Consider the following 19,585-nt stretch of genomic DNA (forward strand, 5'->3'; position numbering starts at 1 on the left):
CCTTCAACCCAATCGCTTTATTTGACCCGCTAATACAGAAACAGAAATTCTATTTACACAAACAACTAAAGGCTACCGTATATGGTAGTCTTTTTTCACCTAATTCACGATTACTTCATCACAAAATACCCAGGCCTTGTTGCCTTTGCCGGAATGCCAGGCTGGTAATTTGGCCAGAGGGGTTGCAATGACCTTGATATACTGTAAGGTAGCAGGACTGAATTTACATTCTAAGCCACGCATGGATGCAGGTTGTGACTTAGTGGGTTGCTGAGGCGACATACTGCTTAATAATTTCAGCTTCTTTGGATCAGCCCCACCCCAAATTTCTATACGGGTTGGCGGCATGATATAACTGTCCACATCAAGCAATGTACTCAGCGTGATGCTTTGCACTGTTGTTGGTTTGGCAAACTGCAGCAAGGTTTCCATTCTATTATCCCGCCATGCGAGCCAGTTGCCCAACTTGAAATTCGTTTTACCCTTTACTAAATCCGTCAACATTTTACCCTCGCCTTTATAAGCAGGATCGGGTGGTATCAAAAAAATCACACTATCCACCTTGTGGGTGCTTTTATAAAAGTTAGCTTCTATAACATCACTGCTCACCCACCCCTGCTTGAAAGCTTTGGCCCTGACGTATACATTGCCGTTAATCATCTGTCCTTCTTTAAAAACAGTTGAATGGATGCTATCAGGTTCACTCCCATCCAATGTATACTTTATAGTGGCTCCGTTGATATAATGCTTCAATTTTAAGGGAACAGGCGCAGAGATAAACGCCTCTTCATTCTGCACCAGCGGCGGCATTAATTTCATTACCACCGTATCGCCTTTAAAGCCTGTTTCGAAATGAATATTTTTCAATTCCAGTTTCAACTTCTCCATTTCAGCCGACGTCACCGGAATATTCCATGTAAAAACTGTTTTTAGTTTAGGAAAATCCTTCAGTTGCTTCAGCTGTTCTGCATTGACCTTTGTGCCGGACAGTGAAAGGCTTTTTAAAAACTTCAGATTTTTAAAAGCCGGAAGGACAGCGCCGGTAATGCCGGTAAAATTCAGGTTCAGCTTTCTCAGATTTTCAAACCCGCTAATGATTTTCAAATCCTCGTCTTTAACCGGCATTTTGGACAGGTCGAGTGAAACCACCTGCTTTTTTATTTTTTCTAATTCTTTTAATTGCACGGCCTTAAAAAGCTGACTATTGAAAAAACTTACGTTCAAAGCCGGGGAGGCTACTGCCTCGGCATCAACTACACGATTTGCAGTATTGAGCTGTGCGACCGTTGAAGGTGCTGCTTCCTCAAAATCATATTCAGCCGTTTCATTCACCGTAAAAATCCTATTTGCAATTTGATGTAGTGTATCAGCAGGAGAAAGATCGGCTACTTTTATTTTGAAATCGGCACCTCGTTTGATCCATTGCGTTAGTATCCAAATTTCCTCCTCAGTCAATTGGGGCTTACCAAGAGGCGGCATGTGCTTTTTTTGATCTTCGGGCAAATGAATCCTTCGCAACATCAAACCCAGGTCGGCAACAGTAGTGTCCCATAAAACACCACTTTTGCCGCCTTTCAGTATCATTTCTTCTGTATCCATGACCAGTTCGCCTTTCGCTTTCTTGCTGTTGTGACAGGTAATGCATTTGGTTTCCAGAATTGGCCGCACTAAATGTGCATACACTTCTGCTTCACCAGGAGCAATCGCTACCTGTTTTTTCTCTTGCATCAAAGGCGACAGTAAAAAATCCTGACCATGCGTAATATTCGCTCCCTGATGCCCCACCAAAGTGACCAGGCAAAGAGCCGTGAGCGATGTCACCAGAGCAAAGTATTTATATACCTGTAATGGTTTTCTAAAATAATACCATGCTAAAGTAAAAACAGAAATGACCACACCACCCCACTTATGCCATTGCAATGTTTCGATATCATAACCTCCTTCTTTTGATAAAAACAAGCCTACGAGTGCCGTGAAACCAGAACTTAATGCGGCAAATAACAAGATCAGGTCTGCAATATTTTGATAGGCTTGATCATCGTTTGTTTTTGATATCTGTAAAAAAAGAATGATAATAGCATATGCTGAAATCAATACAACAGGAAAGTGTAAAATCATTGGATGCATACGTCCTGCTACCTGCAACCAAACCGGAATAGACAAGCGGTCTTCAAATAACTGAAGGTATACCAACAAACAGTTTAGAAAAAGAGAAGTGTTGAATAAAATATTTTTCCAGCGTTGCATGTGTTTAATATACTTTTATTTCATCTATAAATAACCAGGCATGATTGTCTTTACCGGGGTGCCAGCCTGGTATTTTTTTCACAGGACAGAATACCAGTTTTAGGTTATCGGTGTGGATCTTTTGGTTTGGAATCAATTCCTGTGCGCTACATTGTTTAGGAGCAGGCCTTTCAGAAGAGAAAACTTCTTTGCCGGCAGGTACATAAGCATTCCTTGTATCATCATAATAGTATAATAAAACTTGTTCAGGCAAAAAGATCCAGTTGCTTTCATTTTGCAAGATATCTACCAATACTCCTTTGATACTCCCTTTCTCTTTTAATTGGATGGTCACTGTTACTGTGTCCGTATCATAGCCCAGCCAGGTACCAGAACTGAGATCCATTTGTCCGCCAATATTGTCGTGTAAAGTGCCAACGCCATTGCCCGGGTATTTTGGGTTGGGTGTACTAAACTCAATTTTGCGAATTGCTTTTCCTGTCTTAAAAAATTCGACAGTGGCTGTTCCGGATGGTAAAAAACCTTTGCCTATTGATTTAGCTTTTACCCTTATTCTTTTCCCCGAAATCACTACAGGCTTGGTATACAACAAATCCTTTTCTGTAGGTTCATTACCATTCATGGTGTAGCGAACTTCTGCACCCGGTTGATCGAATTTTATTTCCAGCAGCGCCTTGTTATCATAAAAAATGGATTGATATTTTAATAACGGAGGCGTTAGCTGAAATACCTGTTGGCCAAAACTGTATTGTACCATCAAAAGAAAAAAGGGCAGCATTAACTTTTTCATACAGGCTGAAGTTTATAAGGATACACATGCCCACTATTCCATTGCGCTACATAAAGATTCTCCTCATCATCAATACACACGTCATGCGGGTATTGAAACACTTTGATGGTCTGGTACATTTCATCCGGCGTATTATTCGTGTATTTAGGCTGGCTGCCTGCCAGATTTGATACCACATTAAAATTTTTATCAAGGATCGTTACAAAACCAGATTGCTCGCCCTGCCTTGCCTGCGTTTGCAAAACGGCAGCATACAAATATTCGCCTTTGATCACAGGTCTGCAAACCCATGCTCCAGGCAATGGAATGGTATCGATATAAACACCATCCAAGGTAAATCGCTTGAACGCATTCTGCTGACGGGATGAAACCACCAGGCAAGGCCTGTTTTTGTCGCGATAGTCAACACAAATACCGTGTGCATTCATCAAGTACTTATCACCATCTCCCCTTCCGCCAAAGTGACGTATATAGTTGCCTTTATAATCGTATTGGATAATGAAATCCTTGCCATAGCCATCTGTTACATAAATATCACCATTACGCGCAATAGCCGTTTCTGTAGGCACGTATTCCTCTGCTTTTGTGTACAGGCCGATTTCTTTTGGATAGTCCAGTGTCATTAAGACTCTACCATCCACTGTTGTTTTGCTCACCTGGTGACGACTATTATCACAAATGAACAATACATCATCTCCATTCTCATTAAATAAAGTGAGGCCATGGGCACCGGGATATTCATGACCCCAAGTCGTAATCAGTTTACCACTTTTATCGTAAATAATGACGTTGTTTTTGGTCTCATTCGTCAATAGAATGATGCGCCCCAATTTATCCTGCACCATTTCATGACAGTCTTTTACAGGATATTGCTCAAAACTTAGCTGGCTCCATTTGGTATTGATACGGTAACGTTTGTTGTTGTGACCGAGTATCATGTCATCCATTTTTTGATTGCGCAGCATTGAAGGAATGAATAACATGCCAGCTGCAGCAGAGGAGGATTGTTTAATGAATTGTTTACGATTCATAATGATTTTCGTTTAAGGCTTAGAATCCGATCAGCAAAAGCTTTTAATATTTATTATAACATTTTACAGGATTGAAATTGATGATGCCCGTTCAGGCAATCAACCCCTGCACCACTTTACCCGCTACATCGGTTAGTCTATAACGACGACCAAGATGTTTATAGGTAAACTGTTCATGATTCAGTCCCATAAGGTGCAGAATAGTTGCATGGAAATCGTGCACATGCACAGGATCCTTTACGATGTTGTAGCCAAATTCATCTGTTTCGCCATATACGCCGGGTTTCACACCACCGCCTGCCATCCAAATGGTAAAGCAACGCGGATGATGATCCCTGCCATAATTATCCTTGGTCAGCAAGCCCTGGCAATAATTTGTGCGACCGAACTCGCCTCCCCAAATCACCAAGGTTTCATCCAGTAATCCCCTTTGTTTCAGGTCCGTAATCAGTGCTGCCGATGCCCGGTCCACATCCATGCATTGCCCGCTCAATTGTGATGGCAAATTGCCATGCGAGTCCCAGCCCTGGTGATATAATTGCACAAAGCGCACACCATTCTCTGAAAGTTTTCTTGCCAGCAGACAATTGGCTGCATAAGTGCCTGGCACCAAGCAATCAGGTCCGTATAACTTAATGGTATCTTCTGGCTCCTTGCTAAAGTCTGTAATGTCCGGTACGGCTGTTTGCATCCGAAAAGCCATTTCGTATTGCTGCACTTTGGCATTGATTTCCGGATCACCGAATTCTTTAAAGGACTCCTGGTTCAACTCGGCCAGTTTATCCAACATTTTTCTTCGATCAACTTTATCAATGCCGTCCGGATTATTTAAATACAATACAGGGTTATCTCCGCTGCTGAATTGCACGCCCTGGTGTATAGAATCTAAAAATCCATTCGACCATAATTTAGAATAAACACCCTGGCCATTTCCTTTGCCTTTTGACAGCAATACACAAAATGCAGGAAGGTTTTTATTTTCACTTCCTAATCCATAGCTTAACCAGGCGCCCATACTTGGCCTGTTACCCACCTGTGCACCCGTTTGAAAAAATGTAAGGGCGGGGTCATGATTGATCGCTTCGGTGTGCATGGTGCGAATGATGCAGAGATCATCTACAACCTTTGAGGTATGAGGCAGCAACTCACTGATCCAGGCTTTTGCCTGACCATATTGATTGAATTTAAAATAACTTCCAGCCAGCGGGAACTTTGCCTGATTGGCTGTCATACCGGTTAATCGTTGTCCCATGCGGATGGATGCCGGCAAATCCTGCCCATGCATCTTTTGCAGCAACGGTTTATAATCAAACAGGTCTAGTTGTGAAGGCGCACCATTTTGAAACAAATAAATAATCCTTTTAGCCCTGGGCGCAAATTGAGGCAGGCCTGCCATTGCTAATTCCTCTTTGCCTTTGCTAAAAAGATCGGGAATGAGTAAGGATCCCAATGCCGCGCTGCCCAAGCCCAGGCTAAGCCTCGACAGAAACCGGCGACGGTTCATATTCAGTCCATGCTCCAGGATTTCTTTTTCCATAATTTTTCGCTTCTATGACTTTGTAATTGTTTCCTCCATATTATAGATCATGCTGATCACTTTCATCAAGGCTGCAGATGTGTTCTTACCCACTTTGTCATTTAATGGATATTCGCCGATTTTTAAAATAGTGGCAGCATCCAAGCCCTTTCGCCCAAACAACTGCAATTGTTGCGTATAATAGTCCTGCAGAATATTCATTTCTGTTTCAGATGGCTTCCGGCAAACTATTAAACGGAATGCCCTGGAAATTTTTTCGTTGATACCAGATTGTTCGCTCACGAGTTTTTGTGCCAGTACTCTTGAAGCTTCCAATACGGAAGGATCGTTCATCATTACAAGCGCCTGAATCGGCGTATTTGTTTTTTGCCGTTTTACTTCGCACTGGTCACGATTACTCGCATCAAACATGATCATACCTGGTGGCGGCACTGTGAGCTTGATAAATGTATAAAGTCCGCGCCTGTATAAATCATCACCATGATCTTGTTTGTATACAGTCAATGCGCCTCTTCCTGAAGTTGCGGCTTCCCAAAGTCCACTTGGCTGGTAAGGCTTTACGCTTGGTCCTCCAATTGTTTTAACCAATAAACCGCTGCTTGATAAATAAAGGTCACGAACAAATTCTGCCTTCAACCGCATCCTTGGTCCCCTGGATAAATAAATATTTTCAGGATCCATTTTCAGATGTTGTTCTGAAACTTTTGCCGACTGCCGATAGGTTGCAGACATCAGTATTTGTTTCACCAATCGTTTCACATTCCAACCATGCTCCATAAAATCAACCGCAAGCCAATCGAGCAATTCGGGATGAGAAGGCAGTTCACCTTGCATACCAAAATCGCCGGATGTTTTTACTAATCCCCTACCAAAAAGCTCCTGCCACATAAGATTTACAAAAACCCTTGCGGTAAGCGGGTTGTTTTTATTTACGGTCCATTGAGCCAGTCCTATCCTGTTGCGTGCAAATTTTGATGTATCAAATTTCATCACCGCAGGGATTGCTGCAGGTCTCACTTCTTCACCTGGCTGGTCGTACACACCACGGTTGAGCAGAAAGGTCTTGCGAAGCGTATCCCGTTCTCCCATTACAGACATCATTAAACTGCCGGTATCCTTTGAATTGATAAACGCCAACACATTCTTCCTATCCTCATTGCTTATATAAAGTATTGGATTCTTTGCTGGCTTCGATGTAGATATTTCACCTTCATATCCAGCCTCTTTCGTGTTGTTGAAAAAAGCAAGCAGTGAATAATAATCTTTTTGAGAAAATGGATCATACTTGTGGTCATGGCATTGTGCACATTCAATGGTGATCCCCAGAATGCCTTTTCCGAAGGTTTTTGTTTTATCAACCAAATATTCAATACGGTATTCTTCAGGAATCACGCCGCCTTCTTCTGTGTATTTGTGATTACGGAAAAATGCTGTTGCCAATATTTGCTCCTTATTAGCGTTGGGCAACATATCACCTGCGATCTGCCAGGTAAGAAACTGGTCGTAAGGCATATTTTTATTGAAGGCATGGATCACCCAATCACGCCATGGCCATTGGGTCCTTATGTTATCATCCTGATATCCATAGCTGTCTGCATAGCGGGCTACATCCATCCAATGTACTGCCATCTTTTCGCCATATTGAGGAGTAGCCAAAAGATTATCTATCATTTTCTCATATGCGTCCTCACTATTATCTGCCGAAAATTTATCCATCATTTCCATCGAAGGCGGCAAGCCGGTTATATCCAAACAAATTCTTTTCAGCAATCTTTCTTTATCGGCTTCTTCATTCGCATGCAAACCCTTTTCAGCAATCTTGCTCAGAACGAAATAGTCAATCTCGTTCTTCACCCATTTCCTATCGCTTACTTTGGGGAGCGGTGCTTTTTTCGGAATTGTAAATGCCCAGTGTGATTCATATTTTGCGCCTTGCTGTATCCACTTTTTAAAAAGCTTTATTTCATATCCGGTCAACGCACCCAAATGAGATTCAGGCGTTGGCATGATGTAAGAGGAATCAGTAGAAGATATTCGCTTTAAAAGTTCAGATTGTTCGGGCTTACCGGGCACTATCGCAAAAGCACCTTTTGTTTCTCTCAAGGGAGCAAATGCGCTGTCTGCAATATCCAATCTCAATCCAGCTTCCCGTTTGCCGGCATCAGGACCATGGCAGGCAAAACATTTATCGGAGAGGACAGGTCTGATATGATAGTTATAACTAACAGATTCAGGCAATCCGGCACTGCTACTTTTTATTTTTTGAAAACAAAAAGATACTGTGACAACCACAGAAAAAATAGCAAGTGCTATCCATAGAACTTTTTTATTCATAAGCAAGAATCATACACATTAAAGCAAGCAAAAGTCTAAAAATAGGAAAAGCCTTATTTACAATCAATTGACAATCCTAAGATTTTGATGGATTATCCTATGGTGTATGGATGGGTATAGAATGAAAATAGGGAATCAAGATTCCCTATTTTCATTCTATACAATTTAAAAGAGGTATTACATCCTGGCTTTGTCCTTAACCAGGTACCAGGAATATCCGCCTGCGGGGACTTCAACTTGCAGGGATATCTCTTTTTGTGCATTCAGTGTTTGAGGCACAGACTGCCCATGTTGATTGATGATCAATGCCTGCTCTTTTATACCTGTGTAATAAAGTGGCAGTTTGAACTGCTTGGTAATGGGTTTGTCTGTAGGGTTAAAAACTACCAGCATACCCTTTTCTTCAATGAATGGATTTACATGGAACATGGCATCCAGATCGCGGCCAGTTGGTCGCGAAACGTGAATAATATCTGAAGTCAGGATGGCACGATGCTCCTTAAACCAATTGATCCATTTCGAAACCATTGCCTTCGTTTCCGGGGTATCGTAAAGACGTTTACCCCTTACGGTAAACTGGCAACCGCTGGCTAAATGCTGAAACAGGCCAATTTCGTAGCGGTCCAGGTTCTTTGACAAGGGTTCAAGGCCGACCCTGGGATCGTTGGTATAAAAGCCAACCAATTGCAAGCCTAACCAGCCCATTGTGGGCGCTTTATGCCAGGTTCCGTCAAAGATATATTGCCGGCCAAGGAGCAACTGCTGTTGTGGCGTCAGGTTGGCACTGGCTTCGCGATAACCCATGCCGGTGGCAGACTGCCCATTGAGGAAATACCAATCAGGAATAGGAACGTACATGTTACGGCGCTGCAGTTCGTGAAGTACACTTACCTGTGTTTTCCACTGCTCCCACTGAGAATCGTACATGCCTTTGTGGTGAGCGTGATTCGTTGCCGCACAAACATCGCCATGATAAGGACCATCCATATTGTAGGTCATGAGACCAGTCTGATCATAGAACTTCCACATGTTAGGGTAATAAGTATCCTTCCAATTGCTGGCGATACATACACTTTGGCCAAACAAGCTTCCAGGCTTGTTTGTGATGGGATCGATACAGTCAACTTCTGCTCCACGGCCTCTTGATGCCACCTGGAGTTCGTAGCCCCCCATTACAATGCCCCTGGCTTTTGCAAAATCGGCAATTTCTTTCCACAAAGCCACATAGCCAGTATCCAGTTTGTCATGGGATATACCAGGCCAGGCCATAATATCCAGCCTTTCAAAGCCTAATTCACCCATTTGAGTAATGAAATTTTTCAACTCTGTCCTGTCGTGGGAAGTAATTCCACCGGTGATGAGCGATTCTGTTACCTGGGGCGCCAATTTGCGGTAAAACCTACGGTGTGCCAGGCTTTGGCGTTCGCGATCGTCGCTATCCTGCAACAATTCGAAGGTGGTAAAGGATGTAAATACATTTTTGGGCTGCAAGGTTTCCGATGGTCCCATTGGCACCCTGCTTACCAGCAAATTGTGGTGAGGGAAATCGAGGAACCTATCTTCGGCCTGGTTGTGCGATGCCCAAGTATTGTATTCATTATCCACCCTCCATGTAGTAGTGGATTGGCCTACCTGGTAAGCCGGAGGGGTTCCTTTGTAATGGATCAATGCACTGCCCTCCGGATCGGCATTGGCCAATGCAAAAGAATAATCGCTCTCCATATGAATGCGCTTTACCTGGTCCTGATTTACGGCCAGCACTTCGCATTCGGTTTCACGTACAACGAACGCATTTTCCGATTTATTGGCAATGGTCATCCATTTGGCCATTACCGGCATTCCCTCGTACAGTTCGTAATGTATGTCGACCGAAACCTTGTTTTGCCAATCATTGCGGTTTAAAGGCGCCTGGTAGTGCATGATTACATGCAACCCTTTGGGTGGCCAGTCGGTGTGCACCGCATTGTACTTCTGCTGCCAGGGATAACGGGCTTCAGGTTGCTTCGTTTCCAGTCCAGCAAATCTGAATGATGAAGGCTCAGCAAACAGGTCGTTATACCAACTTTCCATCAGGTATGATTTTTCAGGCTGGCCGCTAAGGCCTCCGATATTATACCAGGTGCTGTCCAGCATCACTCTTGCCTCCGGCTTCACGGCGCGCAAAAACTCCGCGTCGTTCAGGTGATTCCTGAAACTTATGCAGGCCAGGTTTTCAGCTATATAAAATTCGCGGCTGACAATGCCGTTTGTCAACAAGAGTTTGGCCGTCAGCTCATCTTTTCCTTTCTGCAATAAAAGTTCAACAGGCGTTTTTACCTGGTTGATCAGCCAGTCGGCAGGCGCAGCAGGCACCGTGAAACTTTCCACTTTCTTTAGCTGCTTATTATTGACCAGGGAAGCAATCAGGGCCCGCTGTTGATCGGTTGCCTGTTTTTTCTTTTGGGCTATTTGCCTAGCATTATAAAGCAGGTGCCTGGCTGCATCAAACTTTATTCCTTTCAATTGGCTCAGTCTTACTTCATAGATCAATCCACGAAAGGAATTAGTCTTTCCATACGCTCCCATTGTAAAGCCTGCAGCGATGGATGTTGCCGGTTGAAAATCCAGTTTTTTCAAGCCGTCTGCATAAGCTTTTGCCATTTTGCCATCACTTACCAAAGCGATATGCATCCATTCGCCAGGAACTACTGTGGCAACTGGTGTTGCTACTTCTTTGCCATCCACCAGGATCACCCAGTTATTACCTTTCTGTGCTAACTGGTAACCGGAAGCGGCACTACCTAATGTAAATACAGTAGCAAAATTTGCAGATGGATCGTTCGCGCCCTGACGTGCATTGGGTTGCAACCAAAGCTCTAAAACGAATGGAGTCTTTGCAATGGCAAAGCTATCCTTAGAGGAATAGGCTGCTTTATCTTTAAAAAGGATTGCTCCTTCCCCATCCAGCTTTTTGTCGGCTGGTGCGTCTGCAAAGAAAACGGGCTGGCCGGCTTTCTTCAGCTGGTGGCCGGCGGCCATATCGGAGAGTTGCTCCGGAGCAGTTGCATAAGAGACAGCGCCAGAGCGCCCCATGTTGTAATGCGCCAATACCTGTTGCTGCGCCATTAACTGAGATGTAAAGATTGTAGCTGTCGCGATCAACAGCAATTTCTTTACACTAATACGAAATGATGGTTTCATGAACATCAATCTATAATTTTTAACCATGATGAGATTGGGATTATTTTGCTAATTCTTTTATTTTATCTGCCGGTAATACGGTATTAAACACATTCAAATTATCCAGGTATCCTTTAAATGCATTGGTTTTGTCGCCTATATATTGCAACGGGAAAAACAAAGTTTGGACCTTCGCCGTCTGCTTACCATTGGGGAATGTCCTTTTTGCTCCTTCCAACTTTTCTACAAGCACACCGTTCACATATAAACTTGTTCCCTTGTTATCACCTGTTATGACAATATGTGTCCACTGATCTACTGGTACAGAATAATTGAAATTATAGTGATATCCTTCTCTCGAAAAACCCAGCTTGCCTGTTGATTGCTGTTTCAATTTCACAATAGCGTCGGGTGAAGAGAAAAGTACGGCATCAGGCTTATTATTCTTATCCGGATTCATTGAAAAACTGATGGTATAACCGTAACCGATTCCTTCTATGGGCGTTTGAATATAGCTGTTTCCTCCGTTTAACCTGAGTGCCTGTTTTTGACGATCAATCTTTGCGTTTTTATTTGCAAGAATGGCGTTGCCACTACCTGAAGGATCCTGTTTATTTTGATTAAAGCTGTACTGCAAAACCAAAGAGTCTTTTGAGCGAACCTTGCCCATCATATTCAATCCAGGGCCTTCACCTATGTTTTTGTTTTTGTCCAGGAATGCTTCATAACTCAAGGTAGTTTTAGTTCCGCCCCACATCTTTTGGGCAAGCACCTGCATGGCAGGAAATACCCTATGATGTACGTCTTTTTCTGTAATGCCATTACCTACATGATCATTCCACACTGCAAATGATCCACCCCTGATCTGTGCACTATTTTCAGGAAAACTGTCCTTACCAATCATATTAGGTGTCCATTGATTGTAAAGACGTTTGGTATTCAGGTAATCGTAGTAATAACCCGCAGCCGGCACAATGTATAGCCAGCCATCAGGAGTGCTGATGCCATCATAACCCAGCTTCATCATTTCCTTGGGATCAGCATAGCCATTGTACCATAAGTTCATGGTTACATTTTCAGACTTAACAGGGGTAGTTCCCGGTGCGTGGGTTAATGCTCCCCATAGGCGGGCTTTTTTGCCATAACTTTCAACCAGGCGTATGTAATGATCCGTAAAGGACCTGAATTTCTCGGCCTCTTTTTTTGAATATTCATCTGTACCAATGTGCACTTCCTTCCCGCGGAACACAGGATTTGGACCTTCCAGATATTCTTTAAAAACATTGTCGATCACCTCGTAGGTCAATGGATTGTCCAAATCGAGATGATCCAAACCATATACCTTGCTTCCGACACCCGGTACCGCCTTTGCGAAAGCTAATGAATGGGCAGGCACGTCAATTTCGGGTATAATATTAACACCGTACTGATCGGCTAACTTTTGTAGTTCTATGAACTCCTTTTTTGAGTAGCTACCGTCTTTTGCCGTGAGGTTTGGATAGGTGTCATTCTGAAGGCGAAATGCAGCGTAGGTACTGTCCCAATTGTCGCCAAAGAACCCTTTGAAGCCATTGTCGTTCAGATGAATGTGAAAGTCGTTCATCTTATAATATGACATGAACTTCACATAGTTGCGTAAGAAGCTGAGAGAGAAGAACTTCCTGCCACAGTCCAATACAAAACCACGTACAGCAAACTGGGGATAATCAACGGCAACGCCTTTAGGTATTCTCCGAAACTCTTTGTCCTGTTCGAGTATCTGCAACAAACTACGGGTAGCCCAAAATGCCCCAATAGACTTAGGTGCGGCGATGGTAATAAAGTCTTTTATCGTTAACACATAGCTCTCTTTACCCTTTGCTGTATCAGCAGGATTCAGCGTGAAGTAAATATCCTCCTTTGCAGGTGTACCTGTACGAATGGAAACTTGCTTTGCTGCTCCGCTTTTCTTCAGGTCATCCAAAAAGGTGTTCGCTACAGGAGTCAATTCATTTCTATATGCCGGATCAACGACAAGAACTGTCTTATCGTGCATTATAAATGTTCCTGTATCTCCCTGCCATTCACGTAAAGCGGGGATAACGAAGGGCTGAGGATTCTCTGTCTTCTGCGCTACAGCCGATAACGTAGCAGAGGTAAAACAAACTGCTATTAGCAGTGCATGTCCATGTTTAAAAATCATATTCATAAAGAGGTTAGTTTCCTTTGGTAATTCCATTTTCATTGAAGGCATCTACACGGAAAAAATAGGGTACGTCTTTGTTCAGGCCGGGCAAGTCCAGGGTATTTTTTCCATACAACATCACAGAGTGATAGAGCTTGGTTTTTTCATTTCCAAAATAGATAACATAGCCAGTGGCACCAGGCGATGGTTTCCATTGAATGGTTGCACGGCGAGTATCAGAAGCATCACGTTGCACACTTACCTCTTTCACTGCCTGAGGTGCTTTGCCATTTCCTTTGCCAAAGATTCTGAAGCCAGAAAGCGAGAAAGCCCCATCGGGTACCTGGTGGTTGGTGATTTTTACAAACCGGGCCTTTATGCTTTGCGGTAATACAATATAATCGTGTGTGACATCGACAGTATTAGCCGTTTTATCAGCAATCAGTTTCCATTGTTTACCATCGGAGGAAGCGGCAATGCTGTACTGATATGGTTTTACCGGCATACCTGCTTTCAGGCGCGCCCCTTCGTCGGCAAAGTTTACCTGGATGGCGCGGATAGTGGAAAGCTGTTGTAAATCCATTTGTAACCATTCGCCACTGTTACCGGAAGCAGCACACCACCAACTGCGCGCTTCCTCGTCATTAGCCATAGTAGCCGCATGACCCGGCATTTCGGAAGAAGCGGTCACTGGCTTGTTGTATGACAACAGCATCCAGCCGGTAAACAAGCTTTCTTTTTCGAAATTCATTTTACGATTTACTATTTGCATCGGATAATCGCCAAAGGCAGTATTGCAATGTAATTGTCCATCAGCATCGAAGAATACAGGGAACAGACCGAGACGACGCTCAAACATGTGGCGAACAGAAATTGCCATCGTGGCAATATGCCAGTAGTTACCGTACTTATCCTTAAAAGTACAACCATGCCCGGCACCATTGATAAACCCGCTGGGCTTATAAGAGAACGGACTATTCGGCATATAAGTAAATGGCCCCAAAGGCTTATCGGATACATAAACACCATCACCATATACTTTAAACTCGGTTCCCGGCGCAGCATATTGAAGGTAATATTTCCCGTTATGCTTGTTCATCCAGCTCCCCTCATTCCAGCCATCTTTTCCATTATTATTCAGCTCTCCGTGTTCTTCCCAACCATACTTTTTGAAATTATGCTGTATCAGCACCAGAGGCGAACCAATGGTATCCAGCCGACGCTTAGGATCAAGCTCTATCCCCATGATTGGATCTTTACTGGAGCAACCATAGTAAAAATATACACGGCCATCATCATCTTTAAACAGAGCAGGATCAGTCATGGAAATTGAGAGGGAATTATACACTTTCCAATTATCTTCCAAAGGATTGGTACTGTAGTATATTTTCATCTTTCCCTTTGACGCGATAAAAAAGGCCGTATCATGAATCGTTTCAACTGTAGGGGCATAATCTTCCACAGGAAGCGTCGTGCTTGGCCGATAGACCCAGTTTAACATATCGTCAGAATACCAATACCCTCCGGACTTTGAAGCATACAGAAAGTATTTTCCTTTATAAATATGCATCACTGGATCAGCTGCCTCCCGATAGGCAGGCGAATCATAGCTGAAGCGGTAATTCAAGTTCAATGGATTGCAAAAGCTGCCGGTAGCCTGTTGAGCAGTTGCCTGTTGAGCAGTTGCCAGAATAGCGATTGTGAAAGCAAGAGCCCATAATAGCTTTGTCATAAGTAATTCATTATAGATTTCCCCAATGTTTATTGGGTTCGGGACCCATATCCAGTTCCAGCACATCTCCATTCACAAGGCTGTTGAAATCGATATAGCATTTATTATAGGGACTACCATTTAAGCGGGCCGACTGTATATAGCGATTGGTTGTACTGTTGTGATGAGCAATGATGGTAAACTTCTTCCCTTTAGCATAATGGGCATCTGTTTGTATTTCTACTTTGTCAAATACAGGACTGAAAATTTCGAACCTGTTATCGCCGGGACAGGAAGGATGAAGCCCACTGGCTGCCAACACATACCAGGCCGACATTTGACCAACATCTTCATTTCCGACCAGACCTTCCACGGCATTATGATAAGCTCTCCGGCATATCTCTCTTACCCAATATTGGGTGAGGTATGGAGCCCCCAGTTTATTAAACATGAATGGAGCCAAATGCACAGGCTCATTGGCATGATTGTAATAATCATTCCAGTTCATCCGCTCAGGCGTTAGTTCAAAAAAGCGATTCAATGCCAGGAGCGTCTGTTGCTTACCACCGAGTAAGCCAGCCAAATCATCAACATCATGTGGTACAAACCAGCCCTGCTGTAAAGGATTACATTCAACGCTACCGAAGCCCATAGCCAAGATGCCCTCTTTAGGCATTGGCCTCCAGGCACCATCCTTGTCTTTTGGGCGGAACCAATGGATAGAAGTATCGAAAATGTTGCGGTAGCTCTGCGAGCGCTGCAGGTATAAACCTGCATCTGAAGCAAGGTGTAAACTGTCTGCCAGTTGGGAAAGACACCACTCAAAATAGGCATATTCCAAGGTTAGAGATATTCCCTCAGACTGGCCATTTTTTGTATTACCAAACTTCTCACAGGAATTTTTGGCAACGCGATAAGCCTTTGCCACATCAAAATTCCTGATGCCTTTGTTATATGCATCCACCAATACCGACACAGCAGGATTGCCGATCATACATGCACTATAAGCATTCAGAAACTCCCATTGTTCCAGGTATTGCTTACCACTTTCATCAGCCAGTTCCACCAGCGAATTGACCATGTCATTTACCACGGCAGGATTGATGATGTTTTGCAATGGGAACTGACTTCTAAATACATCCCAACCGCTAAAGATGGTTCGTTTTACAAACTTATCTGTCTGATGCACTTTATTGTCTCCGCCAACATAACGGCCATCAACATCTGTATAACAGCGAGGATCAATCATGGTATGGTATAAGGCAGTATAAAACACATGCTTTTCCTCTTCCGTACCACCTGTTACTTTTACTTTCTCCAAAGCTTTACTCCACAGTTGCCTGGCTTTTTTATGTATGGCATCAAAGTTGAAATCTTTTATTTCAGCCTGCAGGTTTTTCTGTGCACCTTCCATGCTCACAAATGAGATGCCTGTTTTTATCATCACCTGTTCCTTATCACGGGTGGCAAATTCGCTATAAAAGCCGAGGTGCCTGCCCTGCATTTTCTTAGCACCAGGCAACACTTTAGCATTGGCCACTAATTCCTGATAGGCATCGCTTGTTACGTTCTCTCGCTTGCGCCTCATACCATCCGGGATATCTGCTGACCAAACACCAAACTTCTTTAGAGGTTTGCTCAACTCTGCATAGAAATAAACTGTATAGTTGGGATGGCCATCTCCATTGCCCCAGCCCCCACCATCCGGAGTACATTTCATCCAGCCCCTGATGGTTCTATCGTTTACAACCTCCACCATCTGTTCGGTAGAAGTGCCTCCAACTCTTCGTGCCAAATCTACCTGGATGCGAGATTGCTGATCCTTCGGAAAAGTAAACCGCAACATACCACTGTGCGGAGCAGCCGTAGCTTCTGCCTTGATATGATAATCGGTAAGCATAGCTGAATAATAACCGGCACTTGCTTTTTCAGTGGCCTTGTCATAATGTGAACGATAGCCGGCTTTCCCTCCTTCCCTACCTGCATTGGTTTTCAATGGACCAACAGAGGGCATTACAAGGAAATTTCCCAAATCTCCATACCAGCCAACGCCACTCATTTGTGTAAAAGTAAACCCCTCAATGGTTTGGTGTTCATGACTGTACCCACTACCATTATCACCACCGGTAATTGTATTAGGACTTACCTGAACCAAACCAAAGGGCGTAGCTGCACCGGGAAAGGTTTTACCCAATCCCGCTGCATCGCCTGCTTTCATTGCACTGGTGCTGGCACCAATAAAAGGATTAACATAATCAACCGGTAAACGTTGTGCCTGTCCAATACACTGAATAAACATTATTAATACCAATGTTAAAGAACAACGCCTAGATAAGCGAAGAGGGTTTAACAATAGCATTATATATACTTTATTTTAGTTTTTTTTTCAGAAATTATTTCTTTCACTTCATCGTTCACACGCACCTTCACTTTTTGAGGAGTTTTTGAATAGATCCGGTAACTTATCACCTTTCCATCATTCCATTTACAATCAACGGTGTAACCTCCACGAGCTTTTAATCCAGAGAATGATCCACTAGTCCATTCTTTCGGAATGGCAGGCAACAGGTGTATTTCTCCGGCATGGCTTTGCAACAGCATTTCAGGTATTGCACCTGTAATACCAAAGTTTCCATCCGTCTGAAAGGGTGGATGAGTAGTATATAGGTTTCCAGTTGTGTTATAGGTTAACAATCCCCTGATCATCATGCCAGCCTTCTCGCCTTCACCCAAACGCGCCCACATGGCACAACGCCAAGGCCATGACCATGAGCGACGACTATCACCGATTGTTGATTCTACGGTGAAAGGAGTATTTATATTTTTTCCATAGTTGCCGCTCCTGCTGCGCAGTGAAATAATGGCTGCCTGCGCCAGTTCAGGTGTTTTTGTAAGACTAATCTGACGCCCAGGATAAACAGCAAATAAATGAGAGGTGTGCCGATGCTGGTCATTTGGATCATCGCGATCTGTTTGCCACTCCTGCAATTGTCCCCACTTACCGATTTTATTGGGGGCAAGGTGCTGTTGCATGTCGGCCACTTTTGCTTGATATTCGGCATCAACACCCAGCGCTTTTGCAGCTTCCTGGTAATTTTGAAACAAGTCCCAAACCAATTGCTGGTCATGCATGACACCATCTTCTCTTGGGCCATGTTCAGGCGACCATCCATTAGGTACCACCAAGGTTCCATCAGGCAATTTCTTCAAACGATCTTCCCAGTATTGACAGATTTCTTTTAAGATGGGATAAGCTGTTTTTTCCAGGTAGGTTTTATCATTTGTAAAGGCCCAATGCTCAAAAACATGCTGAGCATACCAGGCACTGGCAGGGATATTCCATTCCCAACCATTGCCGCCAAAAATGCTTTGACTGGTGCGTGCAGTCCACCCACGGGTATTGGCACCAAATGCTTTACGGGTAGCAATGCGGCAAGGCTCTTGTGCTGCAACAATAAAATCTATTAAGGGAATATGGCATTCTGAAAGATTGGTAGATTCTGCCCCCCAATAATTCATCTGTACGTTGATATTGTTATGATAATCACTTGCCCATGGGGGGGTGTTGCTATTGTTCCATAAACCTTGCAAATTAGCGGGTAAACCACCTGGGCGGGAAGAACCAACCAACAGATAACGACCATACTGAAACATCATTTCTTCCAGGTCGGGATCAGCGCCGCCTGCTGCATATTTCTTTAAGCGTATATCCGTAGGCATGGCAAGTAATGAGTCGGCTGTCTTTCCAATATCAATGGAAGCAGCAGCGGTTAAATGGGTTATATCATTTAAGTGGCGACTTAATAATTTTTTATAGCTTAATTGCTGTGCAGCAGCCTGTTCTCTTTCAATCAGTGGCATAGGATCTGCACCCCGCCAGCCAGCATTGTAATCGGGTTTATAATTGGTACGGGCGTCCAGGTAAATTGTGAAGGAGTTGCAATTTTCAAAGACAAGGTTGTTCCCTACCACATTAATAAAGCCGCCTTCATTCACCAACTGAAGTTTGGCAGCATATTTTAATAAGTTTGGCATTACGCCTGAAAAGGTCAGCGCGTAATTTTGGGCAACAATCGCTGCTCCCTGGGCCGATGTCATAGAAATCTTTCCGGACAAAGTACCTTTTTTATTGGCCGTATATCTAAAAACAAGCACCTGATCGGGGTAGCTGGCAAAGGCTTCCCTATGGATCTTGATACCGTTGCTTTCAAAGGTAGTGGTATGAATGCCGGTGATGATGTCTAAAGAGCGTTGATAAGACTTCGCTTCACCTACATTATTAAAATCAATAAAGATATCTCCAAAGTTGCGATAGGAACCAAATCCACGGTCTCCGGTTGAATACCCTCCATCCCAATTGTTATCGCCCGACCAGAGGCTTTGTTCATTAAACTGAATGTGTTCCTTGTTCATCTCACCAAACAACATGGCTCCCATCCTTCCATTTCCAATCGGCAATGCTTCGGTATCCCAGGACTTTGCAGGTTGCGCATACCATAACTTCATTTCATTTCCGTTACCAGCATTAGCTATCATTGAGCCAAACAGTAACCAAAGCATCACTGATGCAGTTCCTATTCTTTTTATCATTTTAAATTGATTCATAAACAAG

General features: G+C 43.6%; 10 protein-coding genes. All 10 read right to left on the reverse strand.

All coding sequences use genetic code 11. The features are described from left to right. Nucleotides 1–99: 99 nt before the first annotated feature. Nucleotides 100–2,247, reverse strand: a complete 2,148-nt coding sequence (locus OCK74_RS23960; RefSeq protein ID WP_279299637.1) for a c-type cytochrome domain-containing protein — start codon at nt 2,245–2,247, stop codon at nt 100–102. A gap of 4 nt (nt 2,248–2,251) precedes the next feature. Next, nucleotides 2,252–3,037, reverse strand: coding sequence for an FN3 associated domain-containing protein (locus tag OCK74_RS23965; protein ID WP_279299638.1), 786 nt, complete (start codon nt 3,035–3,037; stop codon nt 2,252–2,254). Continuing rightward, nucleotides 3,034–4,068, reverse strand: a complete 1,035-nt coding sequence (locus OCK74_RS23970) for a 6-bladed beta-propeller (protein WP_279299639.1) — start codon at nt 4,066–4,068, stop codon at nt 3,034–3,036. The genes OCK74_RS23965 and OCK74_RS23970 overlap by 4 nt, the downstream gene beginning before the upstream one ends. A gap of 91 nt (nt 4,069–4,159) precedes the next feature. Beyond that, nucleotides 4,160–5,605: a DUF1501 domain-containing protein gene (locus OCK74_RS23975; protein ID WP_279299640.1), complete on the reverse strand. Its 1,446-nt coding sequence runs from the start codon at nt 5,603–5,605 to the stop codon at nt 4,160–4,162. A 12-nt stretch (nt 5,606–5,617) separates the two neighbouring features. After that, nucleotides 5,618–7,939, reverse strand: coding sequence for a PSD1 and planctomycete cytochrome C domain-containing protein (locus OCK74_RS23980; RefSeq protein ID WP_279299641.1), 2,322 nt, complete (start codon nt 7,937–7,939; stop codon nt 5,618–5,620). Between the two features lie 177 nt (nt 7,940–8,116). Next, nucleotides 8,117–11,119, reverse strand: coding sequence for a LamG-like jellyroll fold domain-containing protein (locus OCK74_RS23985; protein WP_279299642.1), 3,003 nt, complete (start codon nt 11,117–11,119; stop codon nt 8,117–8,119). 40 nt (nt 11,120–11,159) lie between these two features. After that, nucleotides 11,160–13,286, reverse strand: a complete 2,127-nt coding sequence (locus OCK74_RS23990; protein ID WP_279299643.1) for a family 20 glycosylhydrolase — start codon at nt 13,284–13,286, stop codon at nt 11,160–11,162. 7 nt (nt 13,287–13,293) lie between these two features. Next, on the reverse strand, nt 13,294–14,994 hold the full coding sequence (locus OCK74_RS23995; protein ID WP_279299644.1) for a family 43 glycosylhydrolase: 1,701 nt from the start codon (nt 14,992–14,994) through the stop codon (nt 13,294–13,296). A gap of 10 nt (nt 14,995–15,004) precedes the next feature. Continuing rightward, nucleotides 15,005–17,332: a GH92 family glycosyl hydrolase gene (locus OCK74_RS24000; RefSeq protein ID WP_279299645.1), complete on the reverse strand. Its 2,328-nt coding sequence runs from the start codon at nt 17,330–17,332 to the stop codon at nt 15,005–15,007. Next, on the reverse strand, nt 17,332–19,578 hold the full coding sequence (locus OCK74_RS24005) for a glycoside hydrolase family 95 protein (RefSeq protein ID WP_279299646.1): 2,247 nt from the start codon (nt 19,576–19,578) through the stop codon (nt 17,332–17,334). Before OCK74_RS24005 ends, OCK74_RS24000 begins: the two co-directional genes overlap by 1 nt. Nucleotides 19,579–19,585 lie beyond the last annotated feature (7 nt).

The sequence above is a fragment of the Paraflavisolibacter caeni genome (assembly GCF_025628885.1).
GTDB lineage: Bacteria > Bacteroidota > Bacteroidia > Chitinophagales > Chitinophagaceae > Flavisolibacter > Flavisolibacter caeni.

Coding starts and splice junctions, on each gene's coding strand:
- OCK74_RS23975 (WP_279299640.1), bottom strand. CDS start 5,605: ATGGAAAAAGAAATCCTGGAGCATGGACTGAATATGAACCGTCGCCGG.
- OCK74_RS23995 (WP_279299644.1), bottom strand. CDS start 14,994: ATGACAAAGCTATTATGGGCTCTTGCTTTCACAATCGCTATTCTGGCA.
- OCK74_RS23990 (WP_279299643.1), bottom strand. CDS start 13,286: ATGAATATGATTTTTAAACATGGACATGCACTGCTAATAGCAGTTTGT.
- OCK74_RS23965 (WP_279299638.1), bottom strand. CDS start 3,037: ATGAAAAAGTTAATGCTGCCCTTTTTTCTTTTGATGGTACAATACAGT.
- OCK74_RS23960 (WP_279299637.1), bottom strand. CDS start 2,247: ATGCAACGCTGGAAAAATATTTTATTCAACACTTCTCTTTTTCTAAAC.
- OCK74_RS24000 (WP_279299645.1), bottom strand. CDS start 17,332: ATGCTATTGTTAAACCCTCTTCGCTTATCTAGGCGTTGTTCTTTAACA.
- OCK74_RS23980 (WP_279299641.1), bottom strand. CDS start 7,939: ATGAATAAAAAAGTTCTATGGATAGCACTTGCTATTTTTTCTGTGGTT.
- OCK74_RS23970 (WP_279299639.1), bottom strand. CDS start 4,068: ATGAATCGTAAACAATTCATTAAACAATCCTCCTCTGCTGCAGCTGGC.
- OCK74_RS24005 (WP_279299646.1), bottom strand. CDS start 19,578: ATGAATCAATTTAAAATGATAAAAAGAATAGGAACTGCATCAGTGATG.
- OCK74_RS23985 (WP_279299642.1), bottom strand. CDS start 11,119: ATGAAACCATCATTTCGTATTAGTGTAAAGAAATTGCTGTTGATCGCG.